Source organism: Streptomyces sp. NPDC002403, assembly GCF_053593015.1.
Genome location: NZ_JBSFBQ010000010.1, coordinates 13,026 through 35,227, shown reverse-complemented (window position 1 = coordinate 35,227; position 22,202 = coordinate 13,026). Strand labels below are relative to the sequence as shown.

General features: G+C 71.2%; 19 protein-coding genes. 10 read left to right on the top strand and 9 right to left on the bottom strand.

Going from position 1 to position 22,202, the window contains the following annotated elements:
* Positions 1-116: 116 nt before the first annotated feature.
* Entirely contained in the window at positions 117-755 is a 639-nt protein-coding gene (locus tag ACWCPY_RS14285) for a sigma-70 family RNA polymerase sigma factor (RefSeq protein WP_451264691.1), read from the top strand.
* Positions 756-881: 126 nt separating this feature from the next.
* Here the strand turns inward: ACWCPY_RS14285 and ACWCPY_RS14280 are convergent, their stop codons facing one another.
* Positions 882-2,783 (bottom strand): alkyl/aryl-sulfatase, encoded by a 1,902-nt coding sequence (locus ACWCPY_RS14280; protein WP_451264689.1) that lies wholly within the window; start codon positions 2,781-2,783, stop codon positions 882-884.
* A 230-nt stretch (positions 2,784-3,013) separates the two neighbouring features.
* Between ACWCPY_RS14280 and ACWCPY_RS14275 the strand changes: the two genes are divergently transcribed.
* Entirely contained in the window at positions 3,014-3,844 is an 831-nt protein-coding gene (locus ACWCPY_RS14275) for a YhjD/YihY/BrkB family envelope integrity protein (protein WP_451264687.1), read from the top strand.
* Positions 3,845-3,897: 53 nt separating this feature from the next.
* Here ACWCPY_RS14275 and ACWCPY_RS14270 read toward each other — a convergent pair whose 3' ends face one another.
* The 4 genes from ACWCPY_RS14270 to ACWCPY_RS14255 all read right to left on the bottom strand — a co-directional run bounded on the left by ACWCPY_RS14270 (position 3,898) and on the right by ACWCPY_RS14255 (position 10,191).
* Complete coding sequence (locus tag ACWCPY_RS14270; protein WP_451264685.1) at positions 3,898-4,728, bottom strand: hypothetical protein; 831 nt, start codon at positions 4,726-4,728, stop codon at positions 3,898-3,900.
* Between the two features lie 172 nt (positions 4,729-4,900).
* Positions 4,901-5,347: a hypothetical protein gene (locus ACWCPY_RS14265; RefSeq protein WP_451264934.1), complete on the bottom strand. Its 447-nt coding sequence runs from the start codon at positions 5,345-5,347 to the stop codon at positions 4,901-4,903.
* Positions 5,348-5,595: 248 nt separating this feature from the next.
* Positions 5,596-7,467: an MFS transporter gene (locus ACWCPY_RS14260; RefSeq protein WP_451264683.1), complete on the bottom strand. Its 1,872-nt coding sequence runs from the start codon at positions 7,465-7,467 to the stop codon at positions 5,596-5,598.
* Between the two features lie 195 nt (positions 7,468-7,662).
* On the bottom strand, positions 7,663-10,191 hold the full coding sequence (locus ACWCPY_RS14255) for a D-alanyl-D-alanine carboxypeptidase (RefSeq protein WP_451264681.1): 2,529 nt from the start codon (positions 10,189-10,191) through the stop codon (positions 7,663-7,665).
* Between the two features lie 180 nt (positions 10,192-10,371).
* On the opposite strand from ACWCPY_RS14255, the gene ACWCPY_RS14250 reads away from it, so the two are divergent.
* The 3 genes from ACWCPY_RS14250 to ACWCPY_RS14240 all read left to right on the top strand — a co-directional run bounded on the left by ACWCPY_RS14250 (position 10,372) and on the right by ACWCPY_RS14240 (position 12,746).
* On the top strand, positions 10,372-11,094 hold the full coding sequence (locus ACWCPY_RS14250) for a GOLPH3/VPS74 family protein (protein WP_362453991.1): 723 nt from the start codon (positions 10,372-10,374) through the stop codon (positions 11,092-11,094).
* A 279-nt stretch (positions 11,095-11,373) separates the two neighbouring features.
* Complete coding sequence (locus ACWCPY_RS14245) at positions 11,374-12,243, top strand: helix-turn-helix domain-containing protein (RefSeq protein ID WP_451264679.1); 870 nt, start codon at positions 11,374-11,376, stop codon at positions 12,241-12,243.
* 296 nt (positions 12,244-12,539) lie between these two features.
* Positions 12,540-12,746 (top strand): DUF397 domain-containing protein, encoded by a 207-nt coding sequence (locus tag ACWCPY_RS14240; RefSeq protein ID WP_451264677.1) that lies wholly within the window; start codon positions 12,540-12,542, stop codon positions 12,744-12,746.
* Between the two features lie 143 nt (positions 12,747-12,889).
* Here ACWCPY_RS14240 and ACWCPY_RS14235 read toward each other — a convergent pair whose 3' ends face one another.
* On the bottom strand, positions 12,890-13,729 hold the full coding sequence (locus ACWCPY_RS14235; RefSeq protein ID WP_451264675.1) for a hypothetical protein: 840 nt from the start codon (positions 13,727-13,729) through the stop codon (positions 12,890-12,892).
* Positions 13,730-13,809: 80 nt separating this feature from the next.
* Between ACWCPY_RS14235 and ACWCPY_RS14230 the strand changes: the two genes are divergently transcribed.
* The gene (locus ACWCPY_RS14230; protein ID WP_451264673.1) at positions 13,810-14,592 is read left to right on the top strand and encodes an SDR family oxidoreductase; all 783 of its coding nucleotides are present in this window, start codon (positions 13,810-13,812) and stop codon (positions 14,590-14,592) included.
* 327 nt (positions 14,593-14,919) lie between these two features.
* Positions 14,920-16,527 (top strand): sodium:solute symporter family protein, encoded by a 1,608-nt coding sequence (locus tag ACWCPY_RS14225; protein WP_451264671.1) that lies wholly within the window; start codon positions 14,920-14,922, stop codon positions 16,525-16,527.
* 49 nt (positions 16,528-16,576) lie between these two features.
* Here the strand turns inward: ACWCPY_RS14225 and ACWCPY_RS14220 are convergent, their stop codons facing one another.
* Positions 16,577-17,692, bottom strand: coding sequence for an ADP-ribosylglycohydrolase family protein (locus ACWCPY_RS14220; RefSeq protein WP_451264669.1), 1,116 nt, complete (start codon positions 17,690-17,692; stop codon positions 16,577-16,579).
* A 213-nt stretch (positions 17,693-17,905) separates the two neighbouring features.
* On the opposite strand from ACWCPY_RS14220, the gene ACWCPY_RS14215 reads away from it, so the two are divergent.
* Complete coding sequence (locus ACWCPY_RS14215) at positions 17,906-18,550, top strand: dihydrofolate reductase family protein (RefSeq protein WP_451264667.1); 645 nt, start codon at positions 17,906-17,908, stop codon at positions 18,548-18,550.
* 190 nt (positions 18,551-18,740) lie between these two features.
* On the opposite strand, the gene ACWCPY_RS14210 is transcribed toward ACWCPY_RS14215, so the two are convergent.
* On the bottom strand, positions 18,741-20,033 hold the full coding sequence (locus ACWCPY_RS14210) for an MFS transporter (RefSeq protein WP_451264665.1): 1,293 nt from the start codon (positions 20,031-20,033) through the stop codon (positions 18,741-18,743).
* Positions 20,034-20,126: 93 nt separating this feature from the next.
* Between ACWCPY_RS14210 and ACWCPY_RS14205 the strand changes: the two genes are divergently transcribed.
* Entirely contained in the window at positions 20,127-20,693 is a 567-nt protein-coding gene (locus ACWCPY_RS14205) for a helix-turn-helix domain-containing protein (protein ID WP_451264663.1), read from the top strand.
* On the opposite strand, the gene ACWCPY_RS14200 is transcribed toward ACWCPY_RS14205, so the two are convergent.
* Positions 20,666-21,769: an alkene reductase gene (locus ACWCPY_RS14200; protein WP_451264661.1), complete on the bottom strand. Its 1,104-nt coding sequence runs from the start codon at positions 21,767-21,769 to the stop codon at positions 20,666-20,668. The genes ACWCPY_RS14205 and ACWCPY_RS14200 overlap by 28 nt on opposite strands.
* A 58-nt stretch (positions 21,770-21,827) precedes the next feature.
* Between ACWCPY_RS14200 and ACWCPY_RS14195 the strand changes: the two genes are divergently transcribed.
* Positions 21,828-22,202, top strand: a complete 375-nt coding sequence (locus ACWCPY_RS14195) for a MerR family transcriptional regulator (RefSeq protein WP_451264659.1) — start codon at positions 21,828-21,830, stop codon at positions 22,200-22,202.

Here is a 22,202-nt window from a genome sequence, read left to right as displayed (position 1 = left end):
GAGACCCCGGGGCCGTTCCGCGCGGTGTGGCGTGCCCGAACCGGGTACGGCGTCCGCACGCGCGCCATGACCGGATGCCCGGGTGCCGGACAGATCCGTGAAGGACACACCTGGCGATGAACACCATGCTGCCCGCCCGCCGCGGGCCACAACGCGCTTCCGCCCCCGGAGACAGGACCCAGGAGGACACGGTCTCCACAGGCTGGGCGCTCGCCGCCCGCGCCGGGGACACGGAGGCGGCCGAGGCTTTCGTACGGGCGCTGCACCGCGACGTCGTGCGCTACGTCGCGCACCTCTCCGCCGATCCGCAGAGGGCCGAGGACCTGGCGCAGGACACGTTCCTGCGGGCCCTGCGGAGCCTGCACCGTTTCGAGGGCCGTTCCTCGGCCCGTACCTGGCTGCTCGCCATCGCGCGCCGCGCCGTCGTCGACGACTTCCGCAGAGCTGCCGCACGCCCCCTGCTCGCCGACACCGACGACTGGCGCGTGACCGTCGAGCGCACGCAGCCGCTCGCCCTGCCCGGTTTCGAGGAGGGGGTGGCGCTGGAGGAACTCCTCGCCGCTCTCCCCGACGACCGTCGGCAGGCGTTCGTGCTCACCCAGGTCCTCGGACTCTCCTACGCCGAGGCCGCCCGCGCGGCGGGCTGCCCGGTGGGGACGGTGCGCTCGCGAGTAGCTCGCGCCCGGACCGCGCTGACCGCGCAACTGGCCGAGGCGGACCTTCCCGGCGGGACGGGCCTCGCACCGGCGGCCTAGTCCGAATCCTGCCGGGACACAGCGCGTCACCACTCCGGCCCGGGGTTCCTCTCCCCCGGGGAGGCGTTCCGTACGGCCCCGGACTCCTCGTCCGGGGCCGTGCGCGTGCGCGGCCCGGCCGTCGGGTCATGGTGTGACGATGGCGAAGTCCGGGTCCGGAGCGCCGAGGTGGCCGAGCAGTTCGGTGAGTCTCCCGGTGTCGCCGACGACCTTGACGGTGTCCCGGGCCGCCAGTTCCGCCGGGGTCATGGTGCCGAGCAGGACGGCGCGCAGGTCCGCCTCGTCGAGGGTGAACTCGACGTCCGGGTCGGCCGCGGCGGGGCCGGTGCCGGTGACGCGGACGAGGACGCCGTTGCGCAGGCGCAGGGTGACCGGGTCGCCGCCCCTCGGGTTCCAGCGCACGGCGATGTCCGCGTCCCAGCTGCGCGGGCCGTCGACCCGGATGGCGAGGGCGTCGAAGAGCTGGTCCAGGGTCAGCGCGGCCAGGAGGTCGGGCGAGGCGGTGTCGGTGGGAGTGCCGACCGGGCCGTGGCGCAGTTCCAGGGCTCCCATGAGGAAGAAGTTGCGCCAGGTGCCGTTCTCGCTGCCGTATCCGAGCTGTTCCAGCGCGTCGGCCTGGAGGGCGCGGGCTTCCGCGTGGTCCGGGTCGGCGAACACGACGTGGTTGACGACCTGGGTCACCCAGCGGAAGTCCCCGTCGGCGAAGGACTGCCGTGCGCGGCGCAGCACTTCGTCGGCGCCGCCCATGAACTCCACGTACCGGCGGGCGGACTCGGCCGGCGGGTGCTCCCACAGATGCGCCGGGTTGCCGTCGAACCAGCCCAGGTAACGCTGGTAGACGGCCTTGGTGTTGTGGTTGACGGAACCGTAGTAGCCGTGGGTGTGCCAGGCCCGCTCCAGGGCCGGGGGCATCTGCATGTGTTCGGCGATCTCGACCGCGGTCAGGCCCTGGTTGAGCATGCGCAGGGTCTGGTCGTGGAGGTAGGAGTAGAGGTCGCGCTGCTCGGACAGGAACGTGACGATGCGCTCGCGGCCCCACACAGGCCAGTGGTGCGAGGCGAAGGCGACGTCGCTGGATCCGGTGAACAGGTCGATCGCCTCGGTGAGGTAGCGGGCCCACACGCGCGGGTCACGGACCTGGGCGCCGCGCAGGGTCAGGAGGTTGTGCAGGTTGTGGGTGGCGTTCTCCGCCATGCACAGCGCCGCGTGGTCGGGGAAGTGGATGTTCAGCTCCGCCGGCGCCTCGGTGCCGGGGGTCAGCTGGAAGACCATCCGGATGCCGTCGACGGTCTCCGTCTGCCCGGTGCGGGTGATGTCCACCGTCGGCGGGATCAGGCCGGCCGTGCCGGTGGAGGTGGTCTGCCCTAGCCCCGCACCGATCTGCCCGCGCTCCCCCTTCGGCAGCGCCGCGCCGTACATGTAGGCGGCGCGGCGGCCCATGGCCGTACCTGCGTAGACGTTCTCGCTGACGGCGTGTTCCAGGAAGCCGTGCGGGGCGAGGACCGGTACGCCGCCCGCGATGTCCTCGTCGGTGACCACACCGCGTACGCCGCCGAAGTGGTCGATGTGGCTGTGGGTGTACAGCACGCCCGTCACGGGCCGGTCCCCTCGGTGGCCCCGGTACAGGGCCAGGCCCGCGGCGGCCGTCTCGGCGCACAGCAGCGGGTCGATGACGAGGACGCCGCGCTCGCCCTCGACGATCGTCATGTTCGACAGGTCGAAGCCGCGCACCTGGTAGATGCCCTCCACCACCTCGAACAGGCCGTGGTCGGAACACAGTCTGCTCTGCCGCCACAGGCTCGGGTTGGCCGTGTCCGGGCAGTCCTGCGCCAGGAAGCCGTAGGCGTCCAGGTCCCACACCGCACGCCCCTCGGCGTCGCGGACCACGCTCTCGGACGCCGTGCCCATGAAGCCGCGCCGCGCGTCCTGGAGGTCCTGGTCGTCGTCGAAGGGGAATCGCCGCCACACCGACCGGTTGGCCTCCGCGATCCCCGGCTCCGCGTGCTTGGTCTCGGTGGTCCGGGGCATGTCGATCTCCCTCTCAGAGGACGCCTGGGCCGGTGGGCCCGGCCAGTTGCCACCCTCGCCCGGGCCTGCCGGTCCCACGACCGGGTGTACTCCGTACGGGGGAACGGCGGCCCGACCTGTACGCGGGCCGACGCGTCCGGGGGCGGCGGGGCCCGGTGGACCGCATGCTCGGCGGTGGACCGGGGCGACCACCGGCAGGAGGACGAAGGGGAGGGGGAGGCGGAGGCGGCATGGTGTTCCCGGCGTGGCTGGAGCGACTGCGCGCCCGTGTCGAGCGGCACTTCCCCGTCGTGAGCGAGCTGACGGCCCGGCTGCTGTCGGCGAACCTCCTGGACGCGGCGACCCGGCTCGCCGCCCAGGCGTTCCTGGCCTCCGTTCCCCTGCTGTTCGCGTTCGCCGCCTTCACACCGCTCGGCGTCCGCGAGCAGTTGCTGCAGTCGCTGCGCGCCATGTTCGGCCTGACCGGCCAGGCGAACGCCGAACTGAGCCAGGTGCTGAAGGGCTCGGCCGACGACAGCCTGCGCGAGACCAGCGGCATCATCGGTCTGCTGGTGACGCTGCTCTCCGCCACGAGCTTCAGCCGCGCCATGGCCCGGGTCTGCGAGCGGGCGTGGCAGCTCCCGAAGGCGGGCACGAGGATCGCCGCCTGGCGCTGGATCGTATGGCTGCTCGCACTGGTGCTGGTCATCCTGCTGCAGGGCCCCGTACGCGATGGATTCGGCGTCGGTGCGTGGCTGGGCATCCCGTTGCTCGTCCTCGTGAGCACGGGGGTGTGGCTGTGGACGCAGCACCTGCTGCTGGCCGGCCGCGTCTCCTGGCTTCCGCTGCTGCCCGGCGCGGTGCTGGCCGCGGCCGCCACCGGCGCCCTCGCGCTGACCGCCCCCCTCTACATGCCGACCGCGGTCGATCGCGCCCTGCACGAGTACGGCTCCCTCGGCCTGGTGCTCACGCTGCTGTCCTGGCTGATCGTCGTGTGCGCCGCGGTCACCTTCGCGGTGACGATCGGTGCCGTACTGGCGGGGGCACCGCCGCTGAACCGGTTTCTGGCCCGTCGGCCGTGACGGCTTCGGTGACGGCCTGAGCGAAGTCCTCGGCGACGGCCTCAGTGGCGTCCTCAGTGGCGTCGGCCCTGCCGTCGGCAGTGGTCGTGGCCGAGGGTTTCGAGGTTCGCCCACTTGGGGTTGGGGACGGTGCGCTCCGCGGTGCGCACCAGTCGTTCGACGCGGTATCCGCCGAGGGCCTTGCACCGGTCGCAGTGGAGGACGTAGCTGCCCACCGCCTTCGCCACATGACTCAGGACCATCTCGCCGCCGCACTGCTCGCACGGCTCGTACGGACCTGCGGGGGCGTCGGCGTACTCGTGCCGGGGCAGCTCGCGGGGTTCGCAGAACACGCCGGGCAGGGTGCTGTTCTCGATGGCGGAACGCGGCAGGCCCCCCACGCCGAGGAGATTGCCGAGGGCTTCGTACACGAGCTCGTAGTCCGGGGCGTGCGGGAGGGCGTTGTCCAGGAGATCGGGTCTTGAGCCGTCGAAGCCGCCGTCGAAGAAACCCCAGACGAACTGCCCGTCCTGCATGAGCTCGATCCGGGCCGGGTCCATGCCGGTGCAGACAGCGCTCAGCGTGCGGATGCCGTACGAGGGGTGGTGCCCGAAGGCGCTCTCGGGGCCGGTGCGGCCGGACTCCCAGTACGCGGTGCAGGGCAGCAGCACGAACGACCAGCCGTTGCCCGCGTCGCCGATCCGGCCGATGTCGGGGACGGACCCGTTCTCCGGGGGCGCGGCCCGGCCGATCGTCGCGATGGTCTCCGCGTCCAGCACCGGTGCCCCTTCGGGGGCCCCGAGCCGCACCGCCAGTTCCTCGGCCGGTATGCCCTCCGCCAGGGTCAGGTAGTGACCCTCCAGGCCTCGGCCGAGCCAGGCGAGCCCCTCTCCGTGTCCCGTCATGCGTGCGAGCCTAGGGTCTTTCGTTCGGATCAGGCCGGATCAGGGAGCGGGACCCGGTGCGTGCGATCGCAAGGCGAAGGAGGGAGCCAGGGCGGAGCCCCGGCGAGTGACGACAACGCGGCGAGTGTGCGTGCCAGGTCCCGCGAGCCCGGCATGATCCGAACGAGAGGCCCTAGGCGCGGGCACCGACATGCCGGTCCCGCCGCGGCCCCAGGTCGCCCACGGAGTCCGCGTAGTAGACCGACTCGGCCAGATGGAAGGCGAGTTGGCGGAAGGTCCAGCCCGATCCGGCCGAGCGGTCGAGCTCGTCGGGCGTCAGGGTGTCCAGGCGGTTCGCCCAGATCCTGGCCAGGCGGGTGAGCCGACTGCGTGCCTCGTCCAGGTCGGCCGCGGTGAACGGGGCGAGGTCGGCCCCGGTGGTGGTCGCCGAGGCGTGCCAGTGGTCGGGCTGCGTCTCCTCGCCCACGAGCCGCGCCTCCATCTCGGCGAGATGGTCGACCATGTGGTCGGCGACGCGGCGGATCGCCTTGTGCGGGGTGTAGAGCCGGTCGCCGGCGGGGACGGGGCGGCCGTCCCAGGCGGTCCAGGTCTCGGCGAGGTCCAGGACGCGGTCGACCATGGCCGTCAGGAGCCGCGCGGGGTCGCGGTCGTCGGTCGCCGGTACCTCGTCGACGGCGTCGGGGGTGCTGCCCGGTGCGGTGAGGGCGTTCGGCGTGGCCGGGGTGCCGGGTGCGTGCTCGGTGTTCGTCATGGCTCGACGCTAGATCCGGGACGCTTCGGCCCCCGCCGAACCGTCCCGGTCCGGAAGGCCGTCCCGGATCAGGAGGGCGCGTGGTCCCCCGACCGCGGATGCCGGGCCGAGGGCCGTCAGCGCAGTTCCTCCGGGCACGGTGTGCCGGGCGACAGTTGGTACGGGGCGGCCAGCCGGTACACGCCCGGCCGCGGTGCGAGCAGCTCCGTCCACTCGTCGCCGTCCGCGTCCTCGTCGACCTTGAACAGACAGCCGTTGGTGTTGACGAAGGTCCGCGGAGTGCTCTCGTCCGTACGCTGCTTGGACTCCTCGGTCTCCTGCGGCCGCTCGACGCCCTTGCCCTCCTCGTCGACCACGGCGAGCCAGCGCGAGTACGGGATACGGATCAGGATCCGGCCCGGCGTCTTCACATGGATGGTCAGCTCGCCCGCTTCGGCCCGGTCCACCGTGGCCGGCGGATCGGCCAGCGGCACCGGGCTGTCCACCTCGAAGAGCCGCCAGTTGGCGTCGGACCACACCGGCTTCAGATACGGCAGCCCCCCGTCGACCAGCTCCGCCTCCTGCACCGCGCCGTTGGAGTCCGGCGTCCCCTTGGGCAGCACCACGTAGTGAACGGCCCAGCGGTCGAGCCACTCGTGGTAGTTGGCGCTGTCCAGGGTGTCGTCGTAGAAGAGCGGGTTGCGCTCCATGTCCGCCTGCCGGTTCCAGCCCCGGGCCAGGTTGACGTACGGCGCGAGCGCGGAGGCCTCCCGGTGGCTGCTCGCGGGCACGACCTCGACCCTGCCCCGCTCGGCGCCGACCTGTTGCAGCTCATTGACCAGCGGGGCCAGCTCACGCGCCCAGGAGGCGGTGGGGGCGGTGCGGACGATGTCGTCGACACCCTTGAAACCGATCCAGAAGTTCAGCCCGGCGAACGCGATGATCAGCGCGTACCAGCGCCGGGAGCGCGGCGTGGTGTACGGCAGCGCGGCGAGCAGCACCACCCCGGCGAACAGCATCGCCATCCTGGTGACGTTCGAGCCGATCTGCGAGTCGATCACATAGGTCAGCAGCGTCCCGACGCCGTACACGGCGGCCGCGGTGCGGACCGTCTTCCAGTCGCGCGGTACGAGGACGAAGACGAGGACCGAGAAGAGGAACGGCAGCGAGAGCGTCGCGATGGACATGGGCTGCGTACCGGAGAACGGGAACAGCCACGCGGACAGCGCCACCACCGCGACCGGGGCCAGCCCGATGGCGTACGCGCCGGGGCGCCGCTTGTTCAGGAACAGCGCGGCGGCGACCACACCCAGGAACAGCCCGGCCACGGGGCTGCTCGCCGTCGCGAGCCCGGCGAGCGGCGCGGCGACGGCGGCCTTCGCCCAGCGCTTGTAACGCCAGCGGTACGGCCAGCAGAACACCGCGGCCGTCGCACCCACCGCGAACATCATGCCGAGCCCGAAGGTCACCCGCCCCGACAGCGCGTTGCACAGATACGCGAACGCCCCGGCGAGCGAGCAGGCCAGCGGGTTGCGGACGGCCCGGACCCGGACCAGGATCAGCGCGGTCAGCGCCGCCGACACGGTCCCGGCGACCATCATCGTCGTACGCACGCCGAGCACCGACATCAGATACGGCGAGACGACGCTGTACGAGACGGGGTGCATGCCCCCGTACCAGGCCAGGTTGTACGCCGTACCGGGGTGCCGGCCGACGAATTCGGCCCAGGCGTCCTGGGCCGCGAGGTCGCCGCCGCTGTTCGCGAAGAAGAAGAACCAGAGCAGGTGGGTGACGGCGGCGACGGCCGTCGCGATCGTCACCGGATGCCGCACCAGCTGTTTGGCGCGGGCCTTGCGCGACGGGTCGGTGCGCGGGATCGCGAGGGCGTTCCCGGCTTCCGCGTCCGGCCGGGCAGTCGTGGCCGTTCGCGTGCGTCCGCCGGTGCTGCTGTCCCTCGTGCCTGCGCTGTCGGCCGCCTCATGGCCGGGCCTCGGCTCCGCGGTGGTCACTACGGCTCTCCCCGTCTCCCCGAATCCGCCCTGCCCCGTGCCCCCGGTACCCCGTGCACCTGTGAGGACGCCGTCCCTGCGTCATCGAGTTGCCCCGGGACGCTAACACGTACGCAGTACGGAAGGGGGTGCCGGGATCGGCACCCCCTTCCGTCATCGGGTCGTTCCGGCCATCGGGCCGTCCCCGTCGGCCGGTCAGCCGATCCGGGTCAGCTTGTCCTTGAAGGCCGGCTCGGACAGATCGCTCTGCAGCGCGACGGGCACCTTGACCTGGCTGGTGCCCTCGCCCACGGTGAGCGTGCCGACGTGGGTGCCGGCGACTGCCGAGTGCGGGATCGTCTTCCCACCGTCGGTCAGCTCGATCCTGACAGTGAGGCCGGCCCAGCCGACCGCTGAGACGTCCTTGGTCGCGACCACGGGGACGCTGCCGCCGAGGCCGTCCGAGACGGTGCCGACGACGTCGCCCTTCTTCACCACCTTGGCGCTCTCCAGCAGCCCCTGCGTCGCGACCATCACTTCCTTGCTCACCGCGTTCACGGTGTCGATGATGGCCGGCTTGTGCTGACCCAACACGGCGCCGACGATCAACTGGTCGGTGTCGCCGACCATCTTGTGGGCGGCGAAGAGCAGGTTCCCGCCGGCCTTGCTGGTGGAGCCGGTCTTGATGCCGAGCGCGCCGTTGTAGGGCACGAGGGTGTTGTAGTTGCGCCAGGTCTTGCCCGACGGGTCGGTCCACGACGGCAGCTTGGTGATTTCCATCAGCGCCGGGATCTCCACCAGCTTCTGTCCCAGCTTCACCTGGTCCTCGGCCGAGCTCACGGTGGTTGCGTTGAGTCCGGACGGGTCGGTGTAGGTGGTGTTCTTCATGCCGAGCGATTTGGCGGTGTCGTTCATCTTCTTGACGAACGCCGCCTCGGACCCGGCGTCCCAGCGCGCCAGCAGCCTCGCGATGTTGTTCGCGGACGGGATCATTATGGCCGAGAGGGCCTCCTGCTCGGTGAGCTTGTCACCGGTCGTCACGGTGTTGAGGGTCGACTCGCCCTCCGCGTCCAGCTTGCCGTCGGACTCCGCCTTGGCATCGATCTCGATCGAAGGACCCTTCTCGCCCTTCTTCAGCGGGTGGTCCTTGAGCACGATGTACGCGGTCATCGCCTTGGCCACGGAACCGATCGGCACAGCCTTCTGCTCGCCGAACGAGCCCACCGGGCCCAGCCCGGTCGCCGCCATATAACCCTGGCCCTCGTCGGGCCACGGCAGGGACGGCTTGTCGCCCTTGAAGGTGTACGTATCCTTCGCCGACATCTGGAGCTCGGGTTCCGGGAGCGGGCGCACCATCTGCACGATCGCAAAGACGATCAGCAGGAGCAGGGCCAGCGGGGTCCAGATCTTGACCCTGCGGACGGCGGTGCGGACCGGCGTCTCCGGCGGCGGAGGCGTGTTCGTCAGCTCGGCCAGCAGGTCGAGCGGCGGCTTCGGCGGCATCGGCTGCTGCGTGGTCCGCTCGGCGGTGGTCAGCGCGGCGGCCGGGGCAGGGGCGGCGGGTGTCTCGGGCTTACGGGGCTCGGGCGCCGTCGCCGGACGCACGTCGTCCCCGCGCAGCGGTACGAACTTGCTGGTCCGCTCAGCGGCGGACTCTGCCTCGGAGTCGGCCTTCGGCTTCGGCTTCGACGGGGGCGGGGTGATCTTCAGCGCGGTGGTCGGCTGGTCGCCCCGGGGCGCGGTGGGTGCCCGGAAGATGGCGGTCGGCTGATCGACACCCTGCTTGTCGTCGGCGCCCTTGGCCTCGTCGGCAGCCTTGGCGTCCTTGGCAGCCTTGACTTCGTCGGCCTCGTCGGCCTCGTCGGCGTCCTCGGTCTTCTCCTCCTTGCCGGAGGAGGCCTTGTCGCCGGACGGCTCGCCATCGGACGGTTCGTCCGCGTTCTTGCCCTTGTCCGTGCCCTTGTCCGTGCCCTTGTCCGCGACATCGGCATCGACATCGCTCGACGCGGCCGCCGCGTCCTTCGAGGCATCGGCCTTCGCGACCTCGGCCTTCGCGTCGCCCTCGTCCGCGTCGCCGTCCTTCTCGTCCGCGTCGCCGTCCTTCGACACCCAGGCGGCAACGGCCGCACGCAGCCGCGCGTCGCCTTCCCCGGAGCCGCCGGCGCCCTCAGCCGCCTCAGCGCCCTCCGCGGGCTCCGCCGCCTTCTCCTCGTCCGCTGCGGCATCCGCGGGCTCAACCGCATCCACGCTCTCCGAGGCCTCAGGCGCCTTCTCCGGACGCTCCGCGCCCTTCGTGCCCCCCTCGGTCTCCGCGGCCTCCTCGGCGCCCACAGCGCCGCCAGAGCCCTCGGTCCCCGACTCCGCGCCCGCGTCCGCGTCCGCCGACGACTCCGCGTCGTCACCGCGCTCCGAGTCGTCACGGTCCTCGGCGCCCTCGGCACCCTCGGCGCTGTCGCCGCCCTCGCCGTCCCCGGCACTCCCGCCGTCCCCGGACGGCTTGGTGCGGAAGACAGCCGTCGCCGTGTCCGCCTTCGCGCCCTCGGCGCCCTCGGCGCTCTCGCCGTCCTCGGACGGCTTCGTGCGGAAGACAGCCGTCGCCGTGTCCGTCTTGGTGCCGCCCGCGTCTCCGGCGGACGGTTCACGGAAGACGGCAAGCCGCGGATCGCTTTCGCTCGATGCCGTCCCCGACGACTTCTGCTGCTCCGACTTGTCGGGGGACTCGCCCGCCACCGATGCCTCCTCCATGCGGCACGGGGGACACCCCCGCGCTGTCCGAACCATCTACCAGTGTCCCGTGTGAACCACCGGTCCGGCTGCTAGACGAGAACGACATACCTACTGGTTCCCGTACAAAGCACCCAGGCACCCTCGACAGACCAATGTGAGAGGGGTCACCCTGTCATTCATCCACGCGGGGAGGCATGGATGGGCAGGAGCCGCAGAACAATTCCGGAGGAGCTTCTGCTGCTCGCTCTGGACCCGACCACGGGTACCACAGCGCAGCCGCAGTCGCTCGACCTCGGCCTCGCCGGGGCTCAGCTAGTGGAGCTGGCCCTGGCAGGACGGATAGCCCCTGACGGGGATCGTATCGCCGTGGTGATGCCACGGCCGACAGGAGATCCGACTCTGGACTCCGCACTGGAACTGCTGCGGCGACGCGGCAGCCCGGTTCGGGCGGTCCACTGGATCGGCGGGCCCCGGCTGGGGCTGCGTCAGATCTACCTCGCTCATCTGGAGCGGTGCGGCATGGTGCATGCCGTGGCGGGCCAGATGTGCGGAGTGCTGCCGACGACTCGCTACCAGGCGACGGACACGGCAATCAGCCGGGACATCAGAGCCAGGCTGGACAGTGCGATCCGCACCGGCGTACCGCCGGACCCGCGGACCGCGGCGCTCGCCGCGCTGGCCCACGCGGTCGGACTCGGCAAGCACCTGTACCCCGGGAACGAGGGGCGTTCATCACGCTCCAGGCTCCGGGACCTGATCAGACACGACCCCATGGGCGGACTCGTGGCGCACGCCGTGATGGACGTCCAGAACGGGGCGGTCGCACAGCCGCGCCGCAACCAGGCGGCCGGAGTTCCGTTGCAACCGCAAGTGCAGTCGCAGTCACGCCGCGGCAGCATGGCGCAGACCGCGGTCCACTAGACGCATCAAGCCCCCGGGGCCGTACACACCGCAGCACCGCCACACCGCCACACCACAGCACCGCCGCGCGACCGCACGGACGCACGGCAGCACCAACCGGATACCACCGCACCGTCGTCCCCAAGACCCGGTTCGGGAGCCGCACCACGCGCGGGGCAGCCACAATCATGGCTGCCCCGCGCGCTTGCGTGTGGCCGTTTTCCAGCGCGGCCGGGGGAAGTGGTGGCAATCTGCTCAGCAGTAGATACGCACAGCTACACAGCCGGAGGTGCCGTTTCCGTGCCGTCCAACGTCAATCCCACCGTCAGGCGACGCCGGTTGGGCCAGGAATTGCGCCGACTGCGCGAGCTCAAGGGCATGACGGCCGAAGAGGTGGCGGAGCGACTGCTGGTCTCGCAGTCGAAGATCAGCCGCCTGGAGAACGGCCGCCGCTCCATCAGCCAGCGCGACGTCCGCGACCTCTGCGGGGTCTACGAGGTCAACGACCAGCGGATCGTCGACTCGCTCATGCAGATGGCCAAGGACTCCCGCCAGCAGGGCTGGTGGCACGCCTTCGGCGACATCCCGTACAGCGTCTACATCGGTCTGGAGACCGACGCCGAGTCACTGCGGGTGTACGAACCCCAGGTGGTCCCGGGCCTGTTGCAGACCCGGAGTTACGCCGAGGCGCTGATCAACGGAGCGCTGCCGGAGGCCCCGCCGTCCGACATCGACAAGCGCGTCAGCGTCCGGGCCCGCCGCCAGGACCGCATCACCGACCCCGAGCACCCGCTGCGACTGTGGGCGGTCATCGACGAGTCCGCGCTGCGCCGGATGGTCGGCGGCAGACAGGTGATGATCGAGCAGCTGGAGCAGTTGGTCGAGCTGTCCCATCTGCCGCACGTGACCGTGCAGGTGCTGCCGTTCGAGATGGGCGCGCACCCCGGAATCAACGGGCAGTACGCCATTCTCGAATTCCCGGACGCCGCCGACTCCAGCGTCGTCTATATCGAAGGCGTCACCAGCGACCTCTATCTGGAGAAAGCCCACGATGTGCAGCGGTACAGCGTCATGTACGAGCATCTGCGGGCGCAGGCGCTGAATGTGGAGCAGACGCGCCACTTCATCACCGAGATCGCGAAGGGGTACACCGGACTCAGCGCCGACTGAGCGTCGGCCGCGCGCCGGCCGAGCACTGCCCGGACGTCGGCCGGGTACTGGCCGACTCTCGGCCGGGCAACGCGACAACTCGGCCCGCAAAGTCCGGATTGCGGAAAATGAAGTGATGTTACGGGAGGGGCGGCGGTAAGGTACACCGCCGCCCGCCCCGAGCGGAAGAACTACCTGGTATATACCACTCGGTCGAGTGAACGCCCCCTTCGGCAAAAGAGCTTGGCGAGTAGCGTCGATCACACCAACCGGAACTCGTTGGTGTCATTCACGCGACTCTCTGAACCGGAGTGAACATGGCCATTCGTCAGGGTGCTACGGACAAGTGGACGAAGTCCTCGTATTCCGGGGGCAACGGCGCCTGCGTCGAAGTCAAGTCCCCCCTCGCGCGGGCAATTGACGTACGCGACTCGAAGGCCCCCGAGGGCCCCTCGATCACGTTCGTCCCCGCCGCATGGAACGCATTCGTGCGCGATGTCGGCACGAGTGCCGTCGACGCCTGATCAATCGTTTTTCCCGTTCGCATCGCGGCGCCCGTTCCGGTGTCGCCGTAAGCCCTCTCGACTGGTCCGCCGTCCTGGCCGAGGGGGCTCGATGCCCGACCCGACGGACAGCCGGGCACCCGGACCATCGGATTGCCCCGCGCTCAGCGCAGCCGGTCGACGTACAGATCGGTGCCCGGCACCGTCGGGATGAACGGCGCCACCAACTCCACCCGTCCCAGGCCGGATTCCTCGACCGCCGCGTCGAGTCCGCCGAAGTGCTCCGCCCAGCACTCCCCCGGGTCCTCCTGGAGGAACCACAGCAGGGTCAGCCGGGTGTCGACGCCCTCGACCTGCTTCACATAGCTCATCCGGTCACCGGGCAGCGGCGTGGGACGGAAGACGGTCACCATCGCCGCCGGAGAGCCGGCCAGCCGTTTCGGCAGATGCCGCGAGCGCAGCCACTCCAGCAACTCGGCCCGCTCCGCGGCGCCTTCGGCGTCGATCACTTCGAGGACCAGCCCCCGGTAGGGGTGGTCGAGGGCGTGGAAGTCCCGGGGCCCCGCCGCACCGTCCCGGTAGACCGTCGCCTCGTGGTCCTGGAACGCGGTGAACACATGGGTCCGGCCCTGGTGGACCCGGCCGTCCCGGTTGAGCCTCTTGTTGATGCCGACGGTCCACCTCATGTGGTCGTCGTAGCGCCCCTCCGTCACCCAGTACGTGGACAGGTAGCAGCCGGCCGTGACGGGCTGCGCGACGGCGGACGTCTCCGGGTAACGCAGTTCCTGGAGCTCCCGGGTGGCCACCCAGCGCCGCCCGGCGAACATCCAGGGCATCGCCATCGCGCCCGCGTAGTAGTGGTCGTCCTCGTACCAGCGGTTGTACGCGTACTCCTGGCCCGGGTGCGGTTCCACCATGGTGATCAGCGCATGGCCGGGATGGACGCCGTACGGCCCCAGCGCGGCCAGTTCGGCGTAGGTGTCGCTCCGTGTCTCGTCGCTCATGCCGTTCCCCTTCCGTACTCCGCAGCGGCGTCCTACTCTGACGCCCCGTCAGAAGAACTGCCAGAGCCGGGAGGCCGCCGATGTTGCTCGCGGGGAAGACCGTCATCGTGTCCGGGGTGGGCGCGGGCCTCGGGCACCGGGTCGCGGCGGCGGTCGTGCGGGACGGCGGCAACGCCGTGCTCGGCGCGCGTACCGCCGAGAATCTCGCCCGGACCGCCGCGGAGATCGACCCGGACGGCCGGCACACGGCCAGGCTGGCCACCGACATCACTGACGAGGCACAGTGCGGGGCGCTCGCCGCGCTGGCGCTGGAGCGGTTCGGGCGGATCGACGCGGTGGTCCATGTCGCCGCCTGGGACAGCTACTTCGGCGGGATCGAGAACGCCGACTTCACCACCTGGCAGTCGGTGATCGACGTCAATCTGCTCGGCACACTGCGGATGACCCGCGCCTGCCTGCCCGGCCTCAAGGAGCGCGGCGGCTCGGTGGTGATCATAGGTACGCAGTCCTCGGTGGCCGCGCCGTCCCAGGTCCAGCAGGCGGCGTACGCGGCCTCGAAGGGGGCGCTCACCTCGGCCATGTACTCCATGGCGCAGGAGCTGGGCCCGCACCGGATCAGGGTCAACACGGTGCTGCCGGGCTGGATGTGGGGGCCACCGGTGCAGGCGTACGTGCGGTTCACGGCGGACAGCGAGGGCGTGCCGGAGGCCGAGGTGCTGGGCAGGCTCACCGAGCGCATGGCGCTCCCGGAGCCGGCCACCGACGGCGATGTCGCCGAGGCCGCCGCGTTCCTGGCCTCGGACCGGGCGCGGGCGATCACCGGGCAGTCGCTCCTGGTCAACGCGGGCGAGCTGATGCGGTAGGCCTGATGCGATGAGCCTCCCCTTCTCCGCCGCACGGGACCCGCATCCCGTGCGGCGTTCCTCGTCGTCCTCTGCACAGCCTGACGAAGTGCCCGCTCATCGTGTGTCCGCCGTCACGCCGGCGACAACGACCGCGTAAGTCAAGAGCAAGCAAAATCGTTCGACTTACTGATCTGCGTTCACATCCCTGACCGCGAAACCTTGACCCCGGTACCGGGCAGACGGTTCAATCCCCGATGTCCCCGCTCCCGCACGGGGCCCCGCTGAACGGCGCCGTACTGACGAAGCGCGCACCCCGTTCACAAGGCGGACCCCTGGAGGGGGCACATGAACAGTCTCGACTGGGTCGTGCTCATCGGCTACTTCGGCGTGATGATCGCGATCGGGATCTGGTCCCACAAGCGCGTGGACGACGTCAGTGACTTCTTCACGGCGGGCGGCAGGATGCCGTGGTGGCTCTCCGGAATCTCGCACCACATGTCCGGCTACAGCGCGGTGATGTTCACCGGGTACGCGGGCATCGCGTACCAGTACGGCGTCACCTCCTTCGTCACCTGGTCGCTGCCGATCGCCATCGGCATCGGCATCGGTGCCCAGCTCTTCGCTCCGCGGCTCAACCGGCTGCGCTCGCGGCTGCATGTCGCCTCGCCGCTCGAATACCTGAAGAACCGCTACAACATCCCGACCCAGCAGGCGCTCGCCTGGTCCGGGCTGCTGCTGAAGATCGTGGACGTCGGTGCCAAGTGGGCGGCCATCGCCACCCTCCTGTCCGTCTTCACGGGCATCTCGATCACCCAGGGCATCTTCATCACCGGCTGCATCACCGCCGTCTACTGCACGGTCGGCGGTCTGTGGGCGGACGCGCTGACGGAGCTGGGCCAGTTCGTCATCCAGCTCCTCGCCGGTGTCGCGATGCTCGTCACCGCCATGAGCGAGCTCGACGGTGTCAGCACCCTGTGGACGGTCTGGGACAAGCTGCCCGAGGGTCACACCGACCCGACGGCCGGTCCGTACACGGTGACCTTCCTGCTGGCCTATCTCTTCATCAAGACCTTCGAGTACAACGGCGGCATGTGGAACCAGGCCCAGCGCTACATGGCCACGGACTCCGCCGCCGCCGCGAAGCGTTCGGCCCGGCTCTCCGCCGCGCTGTGGCTGGTCTGGCCCACGGTCCTGTTCTTCCCGATGTGGTGCGCCCCGCTGCTGGTCCACGCGCAGAAGCCGGACGCCTCGGACAGCTACGCGCTGATGACCGAACAGCTGCTGCCGCACGGCCTGCTGGGCCTGGTCGTCGTCGGTTTCTTCTCGCACACGATGGCCATGTGCTCCTCGGACGCCAACGCCATCTCGGCGGTCTTCACCCGGGACATCGCCCCGGTCCTCTCCAAGTCGGCGCGCGCCTGGGGCAGCCGGGCCGGGCTGCTGGCGGCGCGGCTGTCCACGCTGGGCTTCCTCGGTCTGTCGATGGCACTGGCCACCCAGATCAACTCGCCGACGTTCAAGGACATCATCTCCGTCGTCATCAAGTGGGTCGCCGGTCTGATGGGGCCGATCGCGATCCCGTTCATGCTCGGTCTGCTGCGCGGCTTCCGCAGGTCGGGTCCGACGGCGGCACTGGTCAGCTGGGCGGCGGGGCTGCTGGCGTTCTACTTCACCAACTACGACTTCGACGGCTCGGCGAAGACGGATGTCGCGCTCCAGTACCAGGTGGCGCTGCCGCTGGCGATCTCACTGGTCCTCTACGTCGTGATCGGCTTCATCAGGCCCGAGGACACCCCGGAGCGCGACGCGGTCATCGAACTGATCAACTCGGACGGGGACGGCGCGGCGGCCGGTGCGGCGGGCGCGGCCGGAACGACGGTGCCGGCTCAGGCCGGTCCGGGGGGAGCGGCGGTCACGGGGGACCTGAAGGACGTCAAGGACGTGAAGGACTGACGCCCGCCGCTCGACGGGGCGAGGAGGGGGCCGGCGTGTGCCGTACGTGTCAGGCGCGCGGGTAGCGGGCCAGCCAGCCCGGTGCGGCGGCCGACGGGCTGTGCAGGGCCGGTCCCTGCGTCATCTCCATGGCGAAGTCGTCCGCCAGCTCCAACACCGTTGCTCTGCCCTCCAGTTCGGTGAGCCAGGCGGGCGGCAGCGCGGTCTCGCCGTGCAGCGCGCCGAGCAGCGCCCCGCACAGCGCCCCGGTGGCCGCGGAGGGCCCGCCGTGGTTGACGGCGAGCCGCAGCCCGTGCCGTATGTCCTCGCCGACCAGCGCGCAGTACACGGCGACGGCGAGGACCTCCTCCGCGGCTTCCGTGGCCCCCAGCGACTCGATCAGGGCGGGCCCCGGAATGCCCTGGCGCACGGTGCCGAGGGCCTGCTTCAGCGCCTCGGTGACCGGTTCGTGCCCCGGGCGCTCGGCGAGCAGGCCCAGCGCGTGCTGTACGGAGCCGTCCAGGGTCTCGCCCCGGGCCAGGCCGTGCACCATGACGGCGAGGGCGCCCGCGGAGAGCAGGGCTGCGGGGTGGCCGTGGGTCTGGGCGGCGCACTCGACGGCGAGTTGGAGGACGAGCTGGGGCTCCCAGCCGACGAGCAGCCCGAACGGCACCGACCGGGTGAGGGCCGCCGAGTCCCGCGCCTGGGGGTTCTTGGGCGTGTCGAGGGTGCCCATGGTGGCGTCGCCGAATCCGGTCAGGCACTCCCGGGTCGGGCCCCGGCGGGCGTACAGCCACTCCTGCTGGGCGAGCCAGCCGTTGTCCTCGCGGCGTTCGTCGGGCCCCCAGTCGTGCTGGGTGGCCGCCCACCGCCGATGGGCCCGGTGCACATCGGTGGGCGGGTGCCAGGCCCCGGTGTCGCGCCGGACCTGGGCGCGTATCAGCCCGTCGACGGTGAAGAGGGTGAGCTGGGTGAGGGCGGTGACGGTGCCGCGTCCGCCGTGCACGGGGACCAGGTCGGTCAGGGCGTCGGCGCCGTGGGCCGTCCGGATCTCTTCGAGCGTGAGCCCGTCGACCCCCGCACCGAGCGTGTCGCCGATGGCCCCGCCCAGCAGTGCGCCGCGCACCCGGCTGCGGAAGTCCTGCTGCTCGGCCCGGCCCCACACAGCCGTGGTCCCTGTGCTCACCGTGCCCCTCCCCCGTCGGCAGGCCCGAGATCCGGCCCGCCTGCGACTGCGCAGCACTGTAATCGAACAGGAACCGTCGGTAGAGGCCCGGGAATCGGGTACGCGTGGGTATGTGCGCAGTTGGCCGACAGAAAAATACTGGCGGGTTCCGGCGATGAGTTCGCGGGGTCCTGGGAGTCTCTCCTCCGTACCGACAAGCACAGGAGGAGACCCGTGACTCAGCTGCTGAGAGTCCAGAACTTCAACGTTTCCAGCGATGGATTCGGCGCCGGCGAGAACCCGAGCGTGGAACGGCCGTTCGGCGACGCCGATCCCGGGGCGATGTTCTCCTGGGCCGGGGCCACGGCGAGCTGGCCCATGCGTACCGACCCCGGTGGCAGCCGCGGCCTGGACGATTACCTCACGCGGGACTACGCACGCAATATCGGCGCCGAGATCATGGGCCGCGGCAAGTTCGGCCCCCAGCGCGGCCCTTGGGAGAACCTCGACTGGCAGGGCTGGTGGGGCGACAAGCCTCCGTTCCGCACCCCGGTGTTCGTGATGACCCACCACGAGCGCCCTTCGATCACGCTCTCCGACACCACGTTCCACTTCGTCGACGCCGACCCGGCCACGGTCCTCGGACGGGCGCGGGAGGCGGCGCGGGGCAAGGACGTCCGGCTCGGCGGCGGGGCCACCGTCATCCGGGAGTTCCTGGACGCCGACCTCGTCGACACCCTGCATGTGGCGGTCTCCCCGGTGGAGCTGGGCTCCGGGTCACGGCTGTGGAAGTCGCCCGACGAGCTGCTCGACCGTTTCCACCTGGATGTCGTGCCCAGCGCGAGCGGTGTGACGCACCACCTGTTCTGGCGGAAGTGACCCGGACCCGACCGCCGCGGACGGCTGTCTAGGGTCTTTCGTTTGGATCAGGCCGGATCGGGGAGCGGGACCTGGTGCGTGCGATCGCAAGGCGGAGGAGGGAGTCAGGGCGGAGCCCTGGCGAGTGACGACAACGCGGCGAGTGTGTGTGCCAGGCCCCGCGAGCCCGGCATGATCCAAACGAAAGACCCTAGCGCCTGTCCGCGGCGGCCGGGCGGGCCGGCCGGTCGTGGCCCGCGCGCAGGCTCGCCGCGGCGCTCAGCAGCAGCACGCCCACGAAGGCGAGCAGGGGTACGGTCCAGGTGTCCGTGACGGCGTGCAGTACGGACGCGGTGACCGGCCCGGCGGCGGCGACGAGGTAGCCGCCCGTCTGCGCCACCGTGGACAGCGCGGCGACGTGGTCGTGGTCCCGGCCCCGCTTCACGTACAGCACTCCGGCCACCGCCTGGCCGCCCCCGAGGCCGGTGCCGAGCACGAGCGCCCAGAGCGCGGGGGCGCTCGCGGGGGCGGCGAGCAGTCCGGCGTACCCGAGCGCGCAGATCAGGACGACCGCGAAGAGGTGCGGGCGCTGGTCGGCGCGGGCGGCGGCCAGGACCGGGGTGAGGAAGCCGCCGATCGCGACGCCGAGGATGAACAGGGACTGCATGCCCCCCGCCGTCCCCTTGGCGACCCCGGCGTCCACGAGGATCGCGGGCAGCCAGGCGAGGGTGGTGTAGAAGAGCAGGGTCTGCAGCCCGAAGAAGGCGATCAGGCTCCAGGCCAGCCCCCTGTCGCTGCCCGCGTTGCCGCCCCTGCCGGTGCCCCTGCGGAGGACACCCACACGCACCGGGTCCGGCCCCGTACCCCGCCCCACGCCACGCTCGGCATACCGCAGTCGGGGCGCCATGCCGAGCGCCGCCAGGGCCGCGGGGACGACGGCGATCCCGATCGCGGTCCGCCAGGAGTGCCCGGACGCCTCCCAGACCGGCACCATCAGGGCGGCGACGAGCGCGGAACCGGCCCCCATGGACAGGGCGTAGACCCCCATCATCACGCCGACCCTGCGGGGGTCGAACCGGCTGCGCACGAAGACCGGGATCAGCACGTTCACGACGGCCGTCGCGATGCTGACGAGCACCGTTCCGACGAACAGGCCGGGCAGGCCGAGTATCCGGACGACCGCCCCGACGAGCAGCAGCGCGCTCGCCCAGAACAGGCCGCGCTCCTCGCCGAGCCGTCGCCGCGCGGTGGCCGCGAGCGGGGCGAACAGGCCCATGCAGAGCGGCGGCAGCAGACCGAGCAGGGTGAGCGCCCCGGTCCCGAACCCGGCCACCGGGGCGAGCGGCCCCAACTGCCCGAAGGCCACCCGGGTGTTGAGGCTGAGCAGGACGAAACCGGTGACCAGCATCACGGCCGCGGCGGGCCCCTCGCGGGCGGGGCGCGGCGAAGCCGACTCGGCGACGGGCACGGGAACAGGTGCGGGAACAGGGGCGGGCACGGGCACGGGAGCCTTCCTGAGGTGGTGGACGACCTACCCCTTCAGCCTTCACGCTCAAGTAAGCTTGAGCGCAAGTGGGGGCGTCGGCCGGAGGTGCCCATGAAGGACCTGTACTCGATCAGCGAGGTCGCGGAGGCGTTCGGTATCTCGGTGGCCGCCCTCCGCTTCTACGAGGAACGCGGCCTCGTCCGGCACAGCGAGCGCCGGGGCCGCGTCCGCCACTACACCCGCGAGGATCTGGCCGCTCTCGCGTACGCACAGCTGTGGCACGAGGACGGTCTGCTCACGCTCGCGGAGACGAGCGCGATCGTCGACAGCGAGCACATCGCGGACCGGCTCGCCCTCATCGCCTCCCAGCGGGATGCGATGCTGGACCGGATGGCGAAGCTCGAACGCGCCGTGGCCGTCCTCACCCACATGCTCGGCTGCCGCACCGACAGGGCGCTGGACTGCCCGATGACCGGGGCGTACATCCGGGGCCGGGTCGACGCGGCCCTCGACGGCACGCCGCACACGACGGACTTCTGGCCCCCGTCCGGCCCGGACACCTCTCCCGGACCGGACGCCCCCGCCCCTGCCCCTGCCCCTGCCCCTGCCCCTGCCCCTGCCCGGACCCTGCACGTGGAGGGGCGGCCCCCTCACGCACCGTCGGACAGCGTCGGGTAGTCCGTGTAGCCCGTCGCTCCGCCCACGTACATCAGGTATGCGTCCCGGACCTGGTTCACCGGGGCGCCGGTGCGCATACGACGGATCAGGTCGGGGTTGGCGAGGAAGGGACGGCCCAGGGCGATCAGGTCGGCGCCGGCGGCCAGCAGTCGCTCACCGTGGGCGAGACCGCCGTCGTCGGGGATGCGGTCCTGTGGCAGTACCGGGTTGGCGATCAGGGTGCCCGGCCAGTCCGTCCGGATGCGCTGGTGGACGGCGTCGTCCGGGTCGGCGTGCACCACGTGCAGATAGGCGAGCCCCCGACCGGCCAGGGCCGTGACGAGCGCGGGGTAGATCTCCTCGGTGTCGCCCTCCTCGATGCCGTTGACCGTGTTCCCCGGTGAGACGCGCACGCCCACCCGCTCGGCGCCGATGGCCTCCGTGACCGCCTCGACCACCTCGACGACGAAGCGGATGCGGCCGGTCACGGAGCCACCGTAGGCATCGGTTCGCCGGTTGGTCCCCTGCGAGAGGAACTGGTGGAGCAGGTGGCCGTTGGCGCTGTGCACCTCGACCCCTTCGAAGCCCGCCCCGATCGCGTTGCGAGCCGCTGTGGCGAAGTCGGCCACTGTCCTCCCGATGTCCTCGGCGGTCATCTCGCGGGGGACGACCGAGGGCCGGCGTCCGTCCGGCGTGTGGATCATCTCGGGCAGCGCGATCGGCGAGGGAGCGACGGGCATCAGACCGCTGGTGTCCGGATGGCCGACCCGCCCGCCGTGCTGGAGCTGGAGGAACATCCGGCCGCCCTCCGCCCGGACCGCCTCGGTGACCCGGCGCCAGCCCTCGACATGAGCCGGGCTGTGGATCGCGGTGATGTCCGGGTACGTCTGCCCCTCGGCGTTCGGTGTGGACGCCTCCGCGATGATCAGCCCCGCCGAGGCGCGCTGGGCGTAGTACGTGGCCATGAGTGGGGTCGGCACGCCGTCGGAGGTGGCACGGTTCCGGGTCAGCGGAGCCATCACGAGACGGTGGGGAAGGGTGAGGGGGCCGAGTCCGACCGGTTCGAAGATCTTCCGGGAAGCCGCTGTGTTCGTCATGCCGGAACGGTAAGAATTGACACGGGTGTCAGGTTCAAGCCCGGAAGCGAGGAATCCCATGCGGATCGGCGAGCTGGCCCGGCGTACGGGCGTGAGCGAGCGCTCCCTGCGCTACTACGAGACCCAGGGGCTGCTGACCGCCGACCGTACCCCGGGCGGCCACCGCGACTACCCGGCCTGGGCAGTCGACCGGGTGATCCGTATCCAGGAGTTCTACGCGGCCGGACTGTGCAGCACGAAGATCGCCAAGCTGCTGCCGTGCGTGCGTGACGCGGACGGCGGCCCGTCCGCGATCGCCACCCCGCGTCTGGTCGGCGACCTCACCGTGGAACGCGACCGGATCGACCGGAAGATCAGCGAGCTGCTGCGCTCCCGGGACGTACTGGACGACGTGATCGCCACGGCAGCGGAGCGTGACGCGGAGGAAGGCTGA

Bases quoted from the DNA above. Each gene is read 5' to 3' on its own strand.
- ACWCPY_RS14285 (WP_451264691.1), top strand. From the start codon at position 117: ATGAACACCATGCTGCCCGCCCGCCGCGGGCCACAACGCGCTTCCGCC.
- ACWCPY_RS14280 (WP_451264689.1), bottom strand. From the start codon at position 2,783: ATGCCCCGGACCACCGAGACCAAGCACGCGGAGCCGGGGATCGCGGAG.
- ACWCPY_RS14275 (WP_451264687.1), top strand. From the start codon at position 3,014: ATGGTGTTCCCGGCGTGGCTGGAGCGACTGCGCGCCCGTGTCGAGCGG.
- ACWCPY_RS14270 (WP_451264685.1), bottom strand. From the start codon at position 4,728: ATGACGGGACACGGAGAGGGGCTCGCCTGGCTCGGCCGAGGCCTGGAG.
- ACWCPY_RS14265 (WP_451264934.1), bottom strand. From the start codon at position 5,347: ATGGTCGACCGCGTCCTGGACCTCGCCGAGACCTGGACCGCCTGGGAC.
- ACWCPY_RS14255 (WP_451264681.1), bottom strand. From the start codon at position 10,191: ATGGAGGAGGCATCGGTGGCGGGCGAGTCCCCCGACAAGTCGGAGCAG.
- ACWCPY_RS14250 (WP_362453991.1), top strand. From the start codon at position 10,372: ATGGGCAGGAGCCGCAGAACAATTCCGGAGGAGCTTCTGCTGCTCGCT.
- ACWCPY_RS14240 (WP_451264677.1), top strand. From the start codon at position 12,540: ATGGCCATTCGTCAGGGTGCTACGGACAAGTGGACGAAGTCCTCGTAT.
- ACWCPY_RS14235 (WP_451264675.1), bottom strand. From the start codon at position 13,729: ATGAGCGACGAGACACGGAGCGACACCTACGCCGAACTGGCCGCGCTG.
- ACWCPY_RS14230 (WP_451264673.1), top strand. From the start codon at position 13,810: ATGTTGCTCGCGGGGAAGACCGTCATCGTGTCCGGGGTGGGCGCGGGC.
- ACWCPY_RS14225 (WP_451264671.1), top strand. From the start codon at position 14,920: ATGAACAGTCTCGACTGGGTCGTGCTCATCGGCTACTTCGGCGTGATG.
- ACWCPY_RS14205 (WP_451264663.1), top strand. From the start codon at position 20,127: ATGAAGGACCTGTACTCGATCAGCGAGGTCGCGGAGGCGTTCGGTATC.
- ACWCPY_RS14200 (WP_451264661.1), bottom strand. From the start codon at position 21,769: ATGACGAACACAGCGGCTTCCCGGAAGATCTTCGAACCGGTCGGACTC.
- ACWCPY_RS14195 (WP_451264659.1), top strand. From the start codon at position 21,828: ATGCGGATCGGCGAGCTGGCCCGGCGTACGGGCGTGAGCGAGCGCTCC.